Raw genomic sequence first — 15,528 nt, 5'->3', positions numbered from 1 at the left:
TGAGGCTTTGTTATCGACGCGATTTTACTCTTCGTCGATAACTGCTTGATAGCCTTCGGCATCAAGCAAGTTTTCAATTTCAGCTGTGTCGCTAGGCATTACGCGGAAGAACCAACCGTCGCCAAATGCGTCGCTGTTAACTAGCTCTGGAGAATCTTCCAGTGCTTCGTTAATCGCTATTACTTCACCTGAGATAGGTGCGTAGATGTCAGAAGCGGCCTTTACAGACTCAGCAACAGCACAATCTTCACCAGCGTTAACTTCGTCACCAACTTCTGGAAGCTCAACAAATACCATGTCACCTAGAAGCTCTTGCGCGTGCTCACTGATACCAATTGTGTAGCTACCATCTTCCTCTTTGCGGATCCACTCATGTGAAGAGGCGTATTTCAATTCAGCTGGGATATTGCTCATTGTTCTTTATCCTTAATCGGTTGTTCTAATTCTGTATTAATAAGCTAATTTATCGGTTTTTACGTTAATGCATAGCGTTTTCTGAGGTTTATACGCTGGGATTTCGTTCTAATTTTAGAAGCCAGCGCGCAGTTGATTGTTTTCTTGAAAACTATCAACGAGCACTGGCGACAAAACTCTTTATTAAAATAAAGGCGAAATAACCAGTATTAACCCTGAAAATTAAAAAGCTTGCTTACCGTTACGTACAAAGCTTGGTGCGATCACTTTAACAGGAACGCGCTTCTTACGCATTTCGACTTCAGCAGTATCTGAGATACTTCTCGGTACACGTGCCATGGCAATAGAATAGCCTAATGTTGGCGAGAATGTACCACTGGTGATAGTCCCCTGCTGCTCAACACCTTCACTGTCGGTGAAGAATACAGCCATGCCTGGGCGGATAACGCCTTTGGCTTCCATGATAAGGCCAACCATCTTCTCAGTACCAGCAGCTTTAATCGCTGTCAGTGCTTCGCGACCGTTAAAGTTACGATCTGTTGGTTCCCATGCAATGGTCCACCCCATGTTAGCCGCTAGTGGGTTAACCGTTTCGTCCATATCTAGGCCGTAAAGGTTCATACCCGCTTCAAGACGCAGTGTGTCACGAGCACCAAGACCACATGGCTTAACGCCAGCTTCTAGCAGTGCCTGCCACAGTGCTTCGGCTTCTGCATCTGGCACGATGATCTCGTAGCCAGTTTCGCCAGTGTAGCCTGTGGTAGCAATAAAGAGTGAGTCAGCTTGTACGCCGAAGAAAGGCTTCATACCTTCTACTGCTGCATTTTGATCAGCATTAAATACTGCTGCAGCTTTGGCCTTAGCATTAGGGCCTTGAACAGCGATCATCGCCAGCTCAGGACGCTCAGTGATCACTAGGTCAAAACCGGTAGATTCTTGAGCAATCCAAGCGAGATCTTTTTCGCGCGTCGCAGAGTTAACCACGATACGGTAATGAGTGTCAGAGAGGTAATAGGTGATGAGGTCGTCAATCACGCCAGCGTTATGATCTAGCATGCCGCCATAAAGTGCTTTACCTGGCACTTTAAGCTTAGCAACGTCATTCGCTAATAATTTACGTAGGAAAGCACAGGCGTCAGTGCCTGTCACATCGACAACGGTCATGTGAGACACGTCGAACATACCAGCGTCTTGACGAACAGCGTGGTGTTCTTCGATTTGAGAACCATAGTTAAGCGGCATATCCCAACCGTGGAAATCAACCATCTTTGCGTCTGATTCTAAATGCTTGTTAAAGAGTACAGTTTTATTAGCCATTATTATCTCGTTATTATGCCCTTTTCGGGTCTAACCTGGCGTAACTACACAGCTATCTGTTCAACTCATCTCTATTTAAAGAGCGGATACTGAACAGAAACACCTCGCGTAGGGTACATACGGCCAAAGTGTGTCTGCAAACATATTACTTCAATCTCTATCTAGCGTTTAAATAGACCTTGAGTAATAAGTGCAAAAAATTGCGTTAGATAAAATTGCATTTATGAGTTTCGTATATGAAATCCCATAGGTACTAAAATGCGGCGAAATTATACCTCGCGTCACAGTTTTGTATACAAGAGAATTTTCTAATCCGAACCCTTTTGTCATTACTTTTTCTCATGTTAAACATGTAGTTTTTTTACATATGATTAATGTTTACACAAGGGTAAATAACAACTCACTGAAATATCAGAGTTAATTCTGATATTTCAGCTATGTGTTTAATCTTCTTTGCAAAGCTTCGGCAGGCTATTTTTGTTACCCATAGCCTGTTGCATAAACAGTGTTTTCACAGGAGAAAGGTTATCGACCAAATTTAAGCCAAAATCTCGCAATGCTTTCTTAACTGGATTGCTACCTTCGAATAACCGCTTAAAGCCTTCCATTGCGGCTATCATCTCTAGTGCATCGGCTTTACGCCAGCGCTCAAGGGGACGCAAGTGGCTGTAATCACCGATATCTTTACCATCTAGCTTAAGCTCTGTAATCGTTTGGATAATCGCAGCAGCATCTAAGAAACCTAGGTTAACCCCCTGCCCCGCTAATGGATGAATAGTATGGGCGGCATCACCCGCGAGCAATAAACGATGACGGGCAAAGTGGCGAGCATAGCGCATACGCAGTGGAAAGGCTTGAGGTTCACACTCAAGCGAGCACATGCCCATACGACCATCAAATTCTGCAGTTAAGGTGCGCTCAAACTCTTGCTTATCAGCCGCTAGCAAAGTTTTAGCCTTTGCAGGCGGCACAGACCAAACAATCGAACATAAATTATTTTCATACAGGGGCAAAAAGGCCAATGGACCATCTTTAAGGAATACCTGGCGGGCGGTATCCTTGTGAGGGATCTCGGTGCGAATAGTGGCAACAATGGCATGATGGCCATAATCCCAGAACGTCATGGGGATTTTGCACTGTTCGCGTACCCAAGAGTTAGCGCCATCTGCGCCTATAACAAGTGCAGCACTTAAGTTGTCACCGTTATCGAGTGTTAACCAAGCTTCGCGCTCGCCAAAAGCTATTTTTTCAAGTTTATGATTTTCAAGGTGAGTGATCTCATCAAGCTCACTGGCACGCTTGGCTAAAGCAAAGCTGATGTTGTCGTTCTCTATAATACTGCCGAGAAACTCTTCGCTTAAGCTGTGTGCATCGAAGCCTATCTTGCCTAGGCTGTCTTTGTCCCAGACTTCCATCTTTTGATAAGGGCTAGCACGCTTACTATCGATATTGCTCCACGCCCCTAAATTTTGTAGCAAACGTTGACTGGCTTTATTAATCGCACTCACACGTAGCCTAGCTTCCCCCGCAACCGCTTGGGTCTCACTGGCATCAATAACGACAACACGAAGCTCCTCCATGGCTAGGCCAATCGCGGTGGCTAACCCCACCATTCCGCCGCCAATAATTGCTACATCATAGGTTTGCATTGCCGTTGAGTTTGTGTGCATTTCACTTCCTTTACTTAGGGTTAGTGCCTTGAAATAATTTATTTGAGCATTCTTTTAAATAGCGTTGATTGCTGCGTTTTAGCTAAACGGCTTCCAGCCCATGGCGACTCTGGCAACCGGTGCCTTTAGCGGTGGTATCCAAGAGAGCAGCCTTAAGCCTAAGCTGCGTCCAGCCACTAGTGGCCAATGATCATTAGAGAATCCGCGCACGAGGCATTCAATATTTGTCATGGTGGCATCTCTGTCTTGCTCACGACGCTTAAGATAGCTGTGGGTCAATTGAGTAGAGCCCAGATCAACACTTGCTTCAGTGGCGTTCTCATCAAGCAGGGCTTGTTTGACCACATCCAGTAAACCAACGAGATCCCTAAGCCCTAGATTAAAACCTTGCCCAGCAATCGGGTGCAGTGTTTGCGCCGCATTGCCGATAAATACAGTGCGATGATAGATGGGTCTTGGCATATGTGACAGCAGTAACGGATAGGAGAAACGCTCACCCACACCAATAAACTGCCCCGCACGGGAGCCAAAAGCCCCTTGAAGATCCCTAAGAAACTCATCGTTAGATACTGAGCCTAATCGCTCGGCTTCATCTGGTGATAGGGCCCAGACTAAAGAGACCCGTGAAGTGCCCTTTAACGGTGACATCGGCAGCACAGCCAGCGGGCCAGCCTGAGTAAAGCGCTCATAGGCCCAGTTTTCGTGAGCTTTATCAGTCTCTACATTGGCAATGATCGCGACTTGATTAAAGTCGACCTGCTCGAGCGGCTGTTTAAAGGCTTGCCTGACTTTGGAGTTAACCCCATCAGCGGCAACAACTAAGCCAGCTTGAATTTGCACACCATCATCGAGAGTAAGCAGCTGATACTGAGCATGGGCTTCGATATCTGCTAATTTAGCCGGACAGTGCAGCTCGATATCACTGGCTTCGAGCAGCTTAAATAACGCCTGACCAACCCGCTCAAGCTCAACCACTTGACCAAGATACTTAATATGAAAGTCATCAGCGTTCAGCTCAGTCATGCCAAAGTGGCCACGATCTGAAACATGGATATTTTCTATCGCTGTACCAAGGTGGGAAAGTTTAGACCAAAGTCCGAGCCGCTTCAGTTCGAAAATAGAACCATGAGCGATAGCGATAGAGCGAGCATCAAAGCCTGGGTGCTCGCTTCCAGGTTTATGGGCTTCGATAAGCGCGACCTTGATAGGCCTGTTTAACTCACGCGCTAATTTTTTAAGCCCAAGAGCGAGTGTCGCTCCGGCCATCGCGCCGCCGACAATGGCAATATCTACCTGTTTGACCTTTACGTCTTCTGCTCTGGTACTGGTGCTCGCTTGCTGCGTTTCAACTGTCATCTGTGTTCTCTAATGTACCGAAGCGGGACTACCGCTTCGGTCGCTAGATATTAAATTGTGATTTTGTTTATCGTAAATCTAGAAGATTTGCAGCCAGTTTAATGAATTACGTTGGCTTCAGTTTGATTTGGATCAGTCAAATCGGGACCAAATTCAGAATAGCAGAGTAGCGCCGCCATCTTGGCAAACTCCATCAGCTCCATATAGGCCGCTTCAGACTCATCGTCTTCGGCAACATCAAACTCTACCAGTGCTATCTCAGCCATATCTTTTATGACCTCCTGCACATCCGCCGACGCCTTGTTAATTTTCGGCTGTATCATGGCGATACCCGTTAAGAAACTTTGGACCCAAAGTGATAACGCCTCAACACGCTTAGTGAGTGGCTCCTCCTCTTCAGGCAACATAGGCGTAAAGCCAAAGTCGGCATCAGTAATTCGGGTTAAGGTATCTTGATATAGCTCTTCGATGAGCAGTTGTAAGCTATCTGGCAACAACTGACCGTCATTCATCAGCTCAAGTAGCGGCTTAGCCCAAGCGCCTTTTGACTGTTCAACACCACCACAAATTATGCCAACGAGGGCTCCATGAAGTTCGACCGGAGTCTGGCCAATTTCGGCTGCATCAAGCGCCGCTGCAATATTATCGATACGTAGAGAAGGGGGGGTTGCCATAACGGTTTCCACAGGCTGTAAATACTATGCCCATGCTAGCAGAAGTGGGAGATTCAGCCAAATTAAACAAGGTGCTATGGCGAGTGACGAGATCCTAGGTTCTAGAAATATGATGAAAGTGATAAGTAAGGGCGAAAAACCAACCGAATAGTTGGTATCACTTTGGTCAACGGTAAGATCGGCTTTAGCCAGGAGAGATTGAACAAACAAGCCATCGCAGCTAAAGCAGCGCCTACAAAAATCCAACTTAATGTGTAGAAATCATGCAAGCTTACCTCTCAAAACAGAAAGTCTAAACAAACGGCTTTGAATATAAACCTAATCTCGCGCCCCTTGAGCCAAAGCTAAAAAATCCAACTTAATGTGTAGAAATCATGCAAGCTTGCCTCTCAAAACAGAAAGTCTAAACAAACGGCTTTGAATATAAACCTAATCTCGCTCACCTTGAGCCAAAGCTGTAAAAATCCAACTTAATGACCATTTAACACGCAAGCTTGTCTATCTAAACAACATTTAATCTAATCTAGCTCACCTTAGCACTTACTCATGTTGCACTTTGCCATCTAGCTAGATATAGTCCGCACAAGAGCCAATAATTAGGACCCTTTGCGACATGAGTAGCCATGCTATTGAAATTAGCTTGCTAGGCCGCACATACTCCATCGCTTGCCCACCAGGACAAGAGAGAGCTTTGCAGCACGTGGCGCAAAAACTCGAAGTGCAGTTGAGTTCGCTTAAAACACGAACAAACAATCTGAGTCGCGAAGAGATAGCCATTATGGCTGCATTAAATATTGGATATGAGTTACTGGAAGAACAGCAAAAAAATCAAGATTATAATAAGCAGATGGATGAAAAAATCGGTCTGTTGCAAGCCACTTTAGAGAACGCGCTCGTTGAACGTTCGACAAAAGAGGATTAAACTAAGCTGCACAGCTTAGATGGTCGATAACACTAGCCATCTTTAAAAATTTAGAAGTTAAGTAAGCTAGAGTTTTAGACCAAGGTACACATTTCATTTTGTTTTCAACAAGGTGTACCGATGAAACGTTTTTGCTCTCTGGGCTACGCGTGAGCCGGCAATGTCCCTGTGCCGATACTTACAAACCCAGGGTGAATGTTTTGATGACATTGAGCAAGCTCGGCTCGTACCGAGAAGCCTTAGGAGTTATTCATTTACCCGCCTTGAACCTACGGTTCAAGGGCTACGCCGGTAACGGTAGTTTGGAGAGCAATTCAATTAACAAAAAAGCCACTGCTTATAGTAGTGGCTTTTTTGTGTCTACGTTTTCTACCTCCAACACAAAAAGAGCACGGTTCAAGGGGCTCTCTGCTCAAAGGTATGGCGGTAACGCTAGCTTGGTGAGCAATTCAAATTAGAGAAACCACTGCTTAGTCGCAGTGGTTTTTTTATGTCTGCGTTTTCTATCCCCAACACAAAAAGAGCAGGGTTCAAGGGATTCTCAGTTCAAAGATATGGCGGTAACGGCATCCTGACACAAAGAGATGAGAGCAATTTATAAAGGAAGTTGCGACGACTTAGTTTTAGATGGCTTAGATTCGAGCTTTGAGCCGCGAGTTCCGAGAAAAAGAGAAGCACTATAAAATTTCCAACAACCTCAACGCCATAACTTACTTAGCCAACCAACAACTTGTACCCACCAATCTTTCACAACTTAACCAACAAGTTGCTAACCTAACAACCTAAAAAACTAACTCTAAAGTTCATGAGTTAAATTTTTAGACATAGAGCACTTTACAACCAAGCAAACAACTGTATAGTTACCACGCTAATCACCAACCCATTTTAAGGTACTTCCCGTGAAAAAAAGTTTATTAACAATGCTAGTGATTGCCGGTCTGACAACTGGTTGTGCTTCAACTTCTGATACTTCAACTGTTTCATATGATGATTTGAAAGCTCAGGGCAATTCTTTATTTGCTGATTCAGTTAAAGGTGCTTATTCACCATCTAAAGTTCAAGAATTAGAAATTGGCAGAGCTATTGTTAACACTGCATTCCTAACAGCTAAGCCTCTTTATGAAGGTTACATTGCGCAAATTCAAAATGAGCCAACTGTAAATAGCTACTTTTCAGCTGTAGAAGCAGTAGAAAGTGAAGAGGAAAAGAAAGCTATTTACGATGCTTTATCTGAGCCGCAAAAGAAAATTATTGATGACTTTAATAACTCTGAAATGACAAAAACAGTCATGATGGAGCTTGGAAAGGCTGTTCTGACCGCAACTCAAAGCCTAGCTAAATTTAAAGCGATTGATACAACATCTTTAATTGCATCAGTTGATTTTGCTGACATGATGAGTGAGAAAAGCAAACTAGGCCTGACATTAGATCAAGTCGTTTACCTTAATGATTCAGTGATCTCTGCTTACGATAACTACCAAATCATCTCTGCGTTCCGCAACGCACAATAATATCTGTGAGGGTCGAGGTGCCTACCTCGGCCTTATAGGCTAATATAAATGAAAAAAATCACCTCACTTCTTTTACTCTCCGCACTTGTAGGTTGTCAGTCTACGCCACTCAAAATTAATTCCGAAGCTGATTTAGCGTCAAATACTCAAATTGAAAAGGTTAGCCGTGAAGCTCTATTTGATAGTATTAATATTGAGCTTCCAAGTAATTATGACGTGCGTGCATTTTCCAAGCTAAGTATCGCTACCTATATAGATAAAATCAGCTTTGAAAAGAATGCAGTGTCGACTCAAATCGATACGAGCATTGTTGCTAAGTTGCTTGAAAATGAACTAGCACGTACTAAACGCTTCCAGGTACTAACTCGCATCTGCAATGCTTGCGACTATGAAGTGGCCTTTCAAGCTGAGAACACTGTAGATGAAGGCGATATACTAATAGGTGAGCAATTAAATCCTGATTACGTACTTGAATCCTCAATAGCACTAGGCTCTGTAATAAAGAAAAAAAGTGATCATAACGAGATCATTTTCAGAAGCTTAGTCACAACAAAAATTGTTAACCCTACCTCCGGTGAAATCATTCATTCATTTGAACCTATTCGTCACAACATGCCCGCTAAACGTTTTTTTGCGATTGAAGGCAAGTTCATTGGTGGGTTTGATTATAGCAAGCACAATGAACTGCAAGAAGCCTATAAAGAAGCAGCTCAAAAAGCGATTCAAGTCCTAGTTAATAGGACCATGGATTACTACCCTGTTGGCGGTCGAGTTACAAATTTCCGCAATGGGCGCTTCGCCATCAACGCAGGGATAAATCAAGGCTTTGCAACTAAGCAGCCTGTTGTACTTTTTCTTAGTGATGATGGGTTAGATATCCCCATTGCCTCAGGTGAAGTAACGCCTAAGTCTGATGGTGGCTCTGGTGTGATGTTTATCTGGAAAGAGAATGAGCCAGATGCAGAAAATACAAAGAAAAAGCTTGAGGCTATGGGCAAAGATTACTTAAAACGTAACAAAATCTATGCGGTATCCGTCGGTACTCCTGAAGACTGGAAACTCTAGTTATGACTAGGCTACTTCAAAGTCTCATCTATTTATCTATATTAATAGCGGGAGTTAGTATTAGCTCTACTTCATTGGCATCAGAGCCAATGGATGACCTTTATGAGCTTCTAGATACTAAAGGCGGCACACGTTCAGGCATCAATGATAAAGATGGATACTATGTCGTAGCTCTTGGCTTTTCTTCTCGATCAAGTGAATCTAAAGCATTAGAAGATGCTCGAATAAAAGCACTTCGTCAGTTATCAAATATGATAAATGGCGTCACCATGAGTGGTAGCAGCCACTCATCAACAAAATACATGAGTGTCTCTGATAATGAGAACACTAGTGAGTATTCAAGCGAAACATTTAGTGATGTAGTGAATACTCATTTCAAAGGCCAGATTTCGGCGGCTAAACAACTCAAGTCTGGACTGTATGACGGTGATCATTTTGTCGCGGTTGTCATTACCCAATCAGACTCTGCTCGGGTAAGTTCACTAAGTTCCTCGTCTGGCCGGAACCAAGAAACCTCACAAACAATGATTATCACTACAGACAGCAGCACCTCTGTAGCTCAAGTTCAATTGCAAGAAAAGACGGTTGAATCTAAAGGTTTGGCTTCGATGAAACATGGAGAGTCTGAAGCCCGAAAGCAAGCACTAATTGATGCTCTTCGAAATGCCATCCAGCAAGCTCAAGGCGTTATGATGCAAGGGAAATCGGGCAAATTTAATGATGCTATTTCCCTAGCAATTTCGACTAAAACTGAAGGCTATGTAAGCAACTATGACTTAATTGATGAGGACGTAGAGCGCGGCCAATATTATGTAATCATAAACGCCAGAGTAAATGCAGGTAAGCTGCTGAACGATGTTAATTTTTACACACAAGTATTAGGGGAGCCAATATTCTCTTTAACTTCAGAAAATAACGCTAAAACACCTTGGTTAACAGATGAATTAGAGCGGCTCGGTTTTACCATTAATGATGGTAGCACTAAAGCAACCCACAGCTTTTCACTGAAACAAACTCAAAAGAAAATTGAAGATCATAAAGGGAAAACTGGAGTAGAAACTTCACTTTCTATCGAACTTAAAGATAGCACGACTGGCGATATTCTTTTCACCATAAATAACTCCCCGTTAAAAACTAGAATTTACATTCAGCCAGAGAGTCGTGCAGCACAAGTATCTGAGCATGCTGCATATAAACAGATAAAGAAAAAAATGGGTATTGAAGTTATTCAGGCTTTAGCACGTCATGCAGAAAAAGGCGCCATATATCAAATCGTTTTAAATAATGCCAAAAGAACCGATGTCGATATTTTTAAGCATGTATTAAACAATGGAACCTCTGGCGAAGTAGAAACGTGGGAGTGGAAGAAAGAGGGTAAACAGATGACCTTGAATTTTAGGTTTTCAGGTCCTTTAAGCGAAGCCATCGACCAAAGCCTTAACGAGCTGTACGCCACCTTCAAAAAGGAAGGTAAAGGTCGTAGGCCACATATGACAAAAGTTAAACAAAAATCCGCCCACTTTGACTTAATTAAACGCTAATGAAAATCCTCAAACACCTAGTATTACTTTCTATCGTTTTCTTTATCAGTCTTTCTGTAAATGCTTCAGTTTCAAAAGAGGAGGTAAAAACCTATTACACAGCTTCACTTCAAGAGAGTAACAGCGGCACTTACCTCTGGCGGGAGGGGCGCTTCATAATAGTAAAAGGTAAGTGTGAGGGGCAATATGCTGATTACCTTATGCTAAAAGAGGTGTCCAAGCTATTATTACAAAATATTGGGCTGCCAAATACTGCCACACTCCCTGCCAATATATCTAAAACAATAACGCCTGTAAGCGTTGAACGAAAGCAATCTGTAGAGAACAGTCAATTACATTGCAAGATCGTTGATTACTATCATGACAAACAACTAAAAGTTGATATTACAAAGCAACAAAAACAACAATACCTCTATCAATTCTATGCATCTACGTTGATGAATAACAAGCTGACATCAGAAAAAAAGGTAGACCTTTTCCAACAGGCTGAAATGGTTGATATAGCGAACATTTTGTCAATTTCTAGGATTATTCATGACGGTCATCAAGGCGATATAATAATACCTACGCTAGAAACAGACTGGATTGATGCAAACAGCGATCACAACAACCAACTTAAACAACTATTTAGCCAAGTAGGAGCTTTTTGGTTTACAGCCGATAAAGGCGATACCGGCGTTGTTTCAGATTACCTGTTAAAAGCTAATGACGCATATCAAAAAGGTGAAGCAAACAACTTTATAGGCTATGCGACCATTATTCTGTCACGTAATCCCAAACAGGCTGATATTTGGACAAAATTAGCTGCTGTATTTCGTTCATCCGAAGAGTACCAACTATCAAAAGCCTGCTTATATTACGCGATGGCAATTAAAGAAATCAGTGCATACCCATTAATGACCTTAGCTGTAACTAACTTCCGTCTTGGTGACAAATACACCGCAAAACCCTTAGCCTCATTGAGTTATTTTTTAGATAGCGATACTGAATGGGTTAAAAATAACTACGAGATGATTATCCATGAAGACAAATAGTATCCTAATTACCAGCATTTTAGCTCTATCTATATCCAATGCTACCGCGAGTGAATTTGTACCTAAAACTGAACAACCAGCCAATGTCGACAAAATCGTTAAAGCGCTGGTAGAGCAACCTTATCAGCCTTCATACTCAGAGCCTGTTGTGAACGTACTTAGAGACTACCAAATGGGAAAAGGTTGGGGAGATACTTATGAGCAAGGTAAGTTTCGTATAATTAAAATTGGTTTAACCACATTTGAAACAAAAAACCCTAAAACTGATCGTAAATTCTTAATTAAACGTAGTCTAGCAGCTTCTATTGCAATGCTTAATGGTAAAGCTGAGATAATTAAATCGATTCGAACTGAAATGAGCGCTTCAGATCTTGCTGTTATGCCCGGATCCAATATAAAAGCTGAGCTTGATGCAGAGGTTAATGCTCTGAACGATCAAATATATTCTCTTGAAGAGGAAATATTTGAGCTAGAAAATCTGATTGATGATAATGAACTGGACCGTATTGGTAGTTTAAACTGGGATGATCGTGCTGCAGCACTAGCAGATGCCGTTATAAAGAAAATAGATGCTGACTATGACGCAGGTGCAATTTCAGTAGAAAATAAGGCTACTTACGACAAATTATTAGCTGATGCCAATACAGTGAAATCACAGCGTAGTGCTTTAGTTGATCGAGCTGAAGCACTTAAGGGCAATATTGCCAGCGAAAACAGTAGCACCATTAAGTCTATAGCGGAGATGCCACTTTATGGCGTAATTAGCTTAGCAACAGAGGAGCGCTTTGATAGTGCCAACAACAAATATGAAGTCGGTGTACTGTTAGCTTGGAGCCAGAAGAATGAATTACGAACTCGTTCGATTTTAACTGGCAATTATAAAGGTAAGCTGAACACTAGTAACAGGGAAGTACAACAACACATTCATAAAAATCGTCAAAACCTTGCAAGTATGATTGGCTCCTCCACATTTAAAGACTCTACTGGCAATGCATGGATAATTGGTGTTAGTGGCCGTGAAATTAGAGGTAGTAATTCATCTGCAGCTCATGGTGCTGCAAGACTACAAGCTTCTAAAGAAGCTGTAATAGCTCTTTATTCAAATGTCAGTACCTCCCAAGAGTTAGAGCAAATAGTTCGTGAAACATATAAAGACGCTGCAAACAATATAACTGAATCACAGGCCGTCGAAAGCTTCGCTTCTACCATGCAACAATCATTTGAAAATAGGCAGGTTAAAGGTAACGGTGAGGTATACTCTCGCGAAATTATTCATCCAATAACCGAAAAGCCGACTTTCATCTCAGTTTATGCCGTTTCAGCAGCCTCATCTGAAGCAGCTAAGCAGATAGAAGCTGTTAACTATAAAGTGAATAAGCAAGATATACAGGCGCAAAGCGAAGCAAAGGCCCAAAAACAAAAGTTAGTGGCTGAAAGCAAGCAAATTGAAAATACACCACTCGATGTTAATTCTAGTTCTACTAACAGTACTTCAGCTAACGCTACAAGTAACAAAGCAGTATTGAAAGTAGAAGATGCTAAAGCAAAGGACTCTAAAGCAAGTTTCCGAGCTCCAATCGAAGAAGAAGACTTCTAAAAAGGTTATATTGAAAAGAGAAACCACTGTTAGCAATGACGGTGGTTTTTTTATGTCTGCGTTTTCTATCCCCAACACAAAAAGAACACGCTTCAAGGGGCTCTCTATTCTCTTTGTTAGCAATAGCGTGAATATGGCGGTAACGGTCCCCAAACACAAAAGAGATAAGAGCAATTTATAAAGGAAGTTAAGAGCTTTGAGCCGCGAGTTACGATTTACGATTTACGATTTACGATTTACGAGAAAAGAGTAAACCACCAGCATGTGACTATGAACATGGTTCCTGAAACGGGTTCAGAATAACAAAAGAAATTCTACTCAAAATACGCAATGCAGCTAGGCTATTTTCGTAACCAGCTGTTGAGGTAATAACCGCCGTAACTCACTGTCGTTATAATAACGATGCACCACTCATACCAATCTATGGTATCACCTGTAATCAGTGAGTGAGCCAGGTGACTCCAAAATACTATCAGCAATATGATGGGAGAAAGCGCTGCAGAAAGCATATAAATCCTTTTTGACCCTAAATTAGAGTTATCTTCAAAGCCAACTGTATTTCCAGAATCTCTATTTTCCAGACTATCTACTTTCCAGACGTTCTGTATTTTTAGACGGTCTTCTACAGTGAGCTAAAAGCCAATAACGGCCTATTACAAAAATAGCGTTTTGTAACGCTTCTAATAGCTAACCCACGCTTAGACATAAGTGCACTAGTGTGAGTTATTGTATTAGTCATACAAAACAGCAAAAAGTTTCAATTCTATTTAACTCAGCTCCTAAAGCTAGATCTGCACTTGAATAGTGAGGAGTCGCAGCAGTACACTAAATACCTGTTTTATAAGTTATCGAGCGGAGCAGATATTGGAACCTGAATTGTTAAAACACGTTACATGCTCACCGAGCAAGGCGGCTTCAGAGAGCCGTAAAGCCATTCGCCATCAAATCCGCTCAGCTCGCCGTAGCCTCAGCGAGCCTGAGCAAGCACATTTTGCTGAGCAGGCTTCACACGCGATGCTCGCTGAGATAACGAAAATCAAGGCAAAAAATGTCGCACTCTACCTGACAAATGATGGTGAGCTTGGGACACAAAGGTTGATTGAGATGTTATGGGAGCAAGGCATTAATGTATACCTCCCTCGCCTACACCCCTTTAGTAAAGGCAATTTGCTGTTTTTAGCTTATACCCGCTCGACATCACTCCAGCAGAACTCATTGAAAATTTGGGAACCAAAGCTTGATATCACCCAGATGATACAACCCCATCAATTAGATGTTGTAGTAACGCCGTTAGTTGCGTTCGATGCTGATGGTAATCGAATGGGAATGGGAGGTGGCTTCTATGACCGAACATTAGCAAACTGGGCATCAAGAGGTAAACCTTACCCAATTGGCTTTGCCCATGATTGCCAGCAGGTGAGTGCGCTCCCTTGTGAACATTGGGATGTCCCCCTGCCCATGTTAATCACGCCGTCACGGGTACTGAATTTTGAACACTGTTTATAGTAAGCCATTCCTAGAAACTAGCACCTAGCCACTAGTTTCTAGTTTCTAGGAGACTGTTTCAGCTCTTGCAACCAATAGGGGTTAGCCTCAAAACCGTGTTGCTCGAGTATCTTAAGCACGCTGCCATCTTGCTTCATCTCATTTAAAGCTTGATTAAACTGCTCAATAATCACTTGATGATCGGCTCTATTTTTAGATATGCCAAAGTGAAATAGCTCAAGACTTAATGGCTCACCAATCACCTCAAACTCCCCACGAAAATCTATCGCACTCTGCTCGATAAGAAAGTCAGCGACATCTTTGCTAATCAAGATCAGATCCATGCGACCAAGATAGAGCTTTTTAAGGTTTTCACTGTCAGAGCTGCCTTCTTCTGTCTTTAACCCTGCTTCATCAAACTCCTCGGGATTCGCGTACCCCCGCCCTACACCTATCGAGTATTGGCTTAAGTCACTCAGTTTTTCAAAATCGATATCCCTATCAACTCGCTTTAAAAACACCACTTGAACCGATAATAAGGGTAGAGAATACGCCACCCACTCCTCCCTACTTTTTCTATACCAGATACCGATAATGCCATCGGCGTAACCCGCTTTAGTCAGTAAGACCGCTCGTGAGAAAGGATAAAAATCATGGGTGATGGTATGGTTTGCCCGCTTTAGCGCTTCGTGAGCTAGATGAGAAACAACGCCATAATCGGCTAACAGGTGCGAGTAAAATGGTGGATACTCATTCGACACGATTTTAAGCGGCTTGGCAGAAGCCGCTATTATGGTGCTCTGTGCCATTAAGACAACTAGCGCAGTAACCAGAAGTGCAGTGAGCGACAGAGCTCGCTTTAATACACCTATTGGCTTTAGCATATCCTCTCTCCCAAGATCAGTCATCAGCCTAATTATCAATACCCGCACTCTTTAGTCA

General features: G+C 42.6%; 13 protein-coding genes and 1 other RNA gene. 8 read left to right on the top strand and 6 right to left on the bottom strand.

What is annotated here, in order from left to right; genetic code table 11:
- Positions 1-24 precede the first annotated feature (24 nt).
- From gcvH to BM736_RS07265, 5 genes are all read right to left on the bottom strand, one after another.
- Complete coding sequence (gene gcvH / locus BM736_RS07285) at positions 25-414, bottom strand: glycine cleavage system protein GcvH (RefSeq protein ID WP_076410404.1); 390 nt, start codon at positions 412-414, stop codon at positions 25-27.
- A gap of 222 nt (positions 415-636) precedes the next feature.
- A complete protein-coding gene (gcvT, locus tag BM736_RS07280; RefSeq protein WP_076410402.1) occupies positions 637-1,731 on the bottom strand; it encodes a glycine cleavage system aminomethyltransferase GcvT in 1,095 nt (364 codons plus the stop codon).
- Positions 1,732-2,174: 443 nt separating this feature from the next.
- The gene (locus BM736_RS07275; RefSeq protein ID WP_179079024.1) at positions 2,175-3,380 is read right to left on the bottom strand and encodes an FAD-dependent monooxygenase; all 1,206 of its coding nucleotides are present in this window, start codon (positions 3,378-3,380) and stop codon (positions 2,175-2,177) included.
- A gap of 99 nt (positions 3,381-3,479) precedes the next feature.
- Positions 3,480-4,757: a 2-octaprenyl-6-methoxyphenyl hydroxylase gene (gene ubiH, locus BM736_RS07270; RefSeq protein ID WP_076410398.1), complete on the bottom strand. Its 1,278-nt coding sequence runs from the start codon at positions 4,755-4,757 to the stop codon at positions 3,480-3,482.
- A 98-nt stretch (positions 4,758-4,855) separates the two neighbouring features.
- Positions 4,856-5,431, bottom strand: coding sequence for a UPF0149 family protein (locus tag BM736_RS07265; protein ID WP_076410396.1), 576 nt, complete (start codon positions 5,429-5,431; stop codon positions 4,856-4,858).
- A gap of 613 nt (positions 5,432-6,044) precedes the next feature.
- Between BM736_RS07265 and BM736_RS07260 the strand changes: the two genes are divergently transcribed.
- From BM736_RS07260 to BM736_RS07225, 8 genes are all read left to right on the top strand, one after another.
- On the top strand, positions 6,045-6,353 hold the full coding sequence (locus BM736_RS07260; RefSeq protein ID WP_076410394.1) for a cell division protein ZapA: 309 nt from the start codon (positions 6,045-6,047) through the stop codon (positions 6,351-6,353).
- A 132-nt stretch (positions 6,354-6,485) separates the two neighbouring features.
- Positions 6,486-6,666: non-coding RNA, 6S RNA (gene ssrS, locus BM736_RS07255), on the top strand.
- Positions 6,667-7,252: 586 nt separating this feature from the next.
- Positions 7,253-7,864 carry a hypothetical protein gene (locus tag BM736_RS07250; RefSeq protein ID WP_076410392.1) on the top strand — a complete coding sequence of 204 codons (612 nt, stop codon included), beginning with the start codon at positions 7,253-7,255 and terminating at the stop codon, positions 7,862-7,864.
- A 48-nt stretch (positions 7,865-7,912) separates the two neighbouring features.
- Positions 7,913-8,929 carry a penicillin-binding protein activator LpoB gene (locus BM736_RS07245; protein ID WP_076410390.1) on the top strand — a complete coding sequence of 339 codons (1,017 nt, stop codon included), beginning with the start codon at positions 7,913-7,915 and terminating at the stop codon, positions 8,927-8,929.
- Between the two features lie 2 nt (positions 8,930-8,931).
- Positions 8,932-10,470: a hypothetical protein gene (locus BM736_RS07240; RefSeq protein WP_076410388.1), complete on the top strand. Its 1,539-nt coding sequence runs from the start codon at positions 8,932-8,934 to the stop codon at positions 10,468-10,470.
- A complete protein-coding gene (locus BM736_RS07235; RefSeq protein ID WP_076410386.1) occupies positions 10,470-11,504 on the top strand; it encodes a hypothetical protein in 1,035 nt (344 codons plus the stop codon). The genes BM736_RS07240 and BM736_RS07235 overlap by 1 nt, the downstream gene beginning before the upstream one ends.
- Positions 11,505-11,652: 148 nt before the next feature.
- Positions 11,653-13,101 carry a hypothetical protein gene (locus tag BM736_RS07230; RefSeq protein WP_179079021.1) on the top strand — a complete coding sequence of 483 codons (1,449 nt, stop codon included), beginning with the start codon at positions 11,653-11,655 and terminating at the stop codon, positions 13,099-13,101.
- Between the two features lie 864 nt (positions 13,102-13,965).
- Positions 13,966-14,607 (top strand): 5-formyltetrahydrofolate cyclo-ligase, encoded by a 642-nt coding sequence (locus tag BM736_RS07225; RefSeq protein ID WP_256717752.1) that lies wholly within the window; start codon positions 13,966-13,968, stop codon positions 14,605-14,607.
- Between the two features lie 38 nt (positions 14,608-14,645).
- Here the strand turns inward: BM736_RS07225 and BM736_RS07220 are convergent, their stop codons facing one another.
- Entirely contained in the window at positions 14,646-15,470 is an 825-nt protein-coding gene (locus tag BM736_RS07220) for an ABC transporter substrate-binding protein (RefSeq protein WP_076410600.1), read from the bottom strand.
- Between the last annotated feature and the right edge of the window lie 58 nt (positions 15,471-15,528).

The organism is Shewanella sp. UCD-KL12, assembly GCF_001957125.1.
GTDB lineage: Bacteria > Pseudomonadota > Gammaproteobacteria > Enterobacterales > Shewanellaceae > Shewanella.
This window is presented reverse-complemented; position numbering and strand designations above follow the sequence as displayed.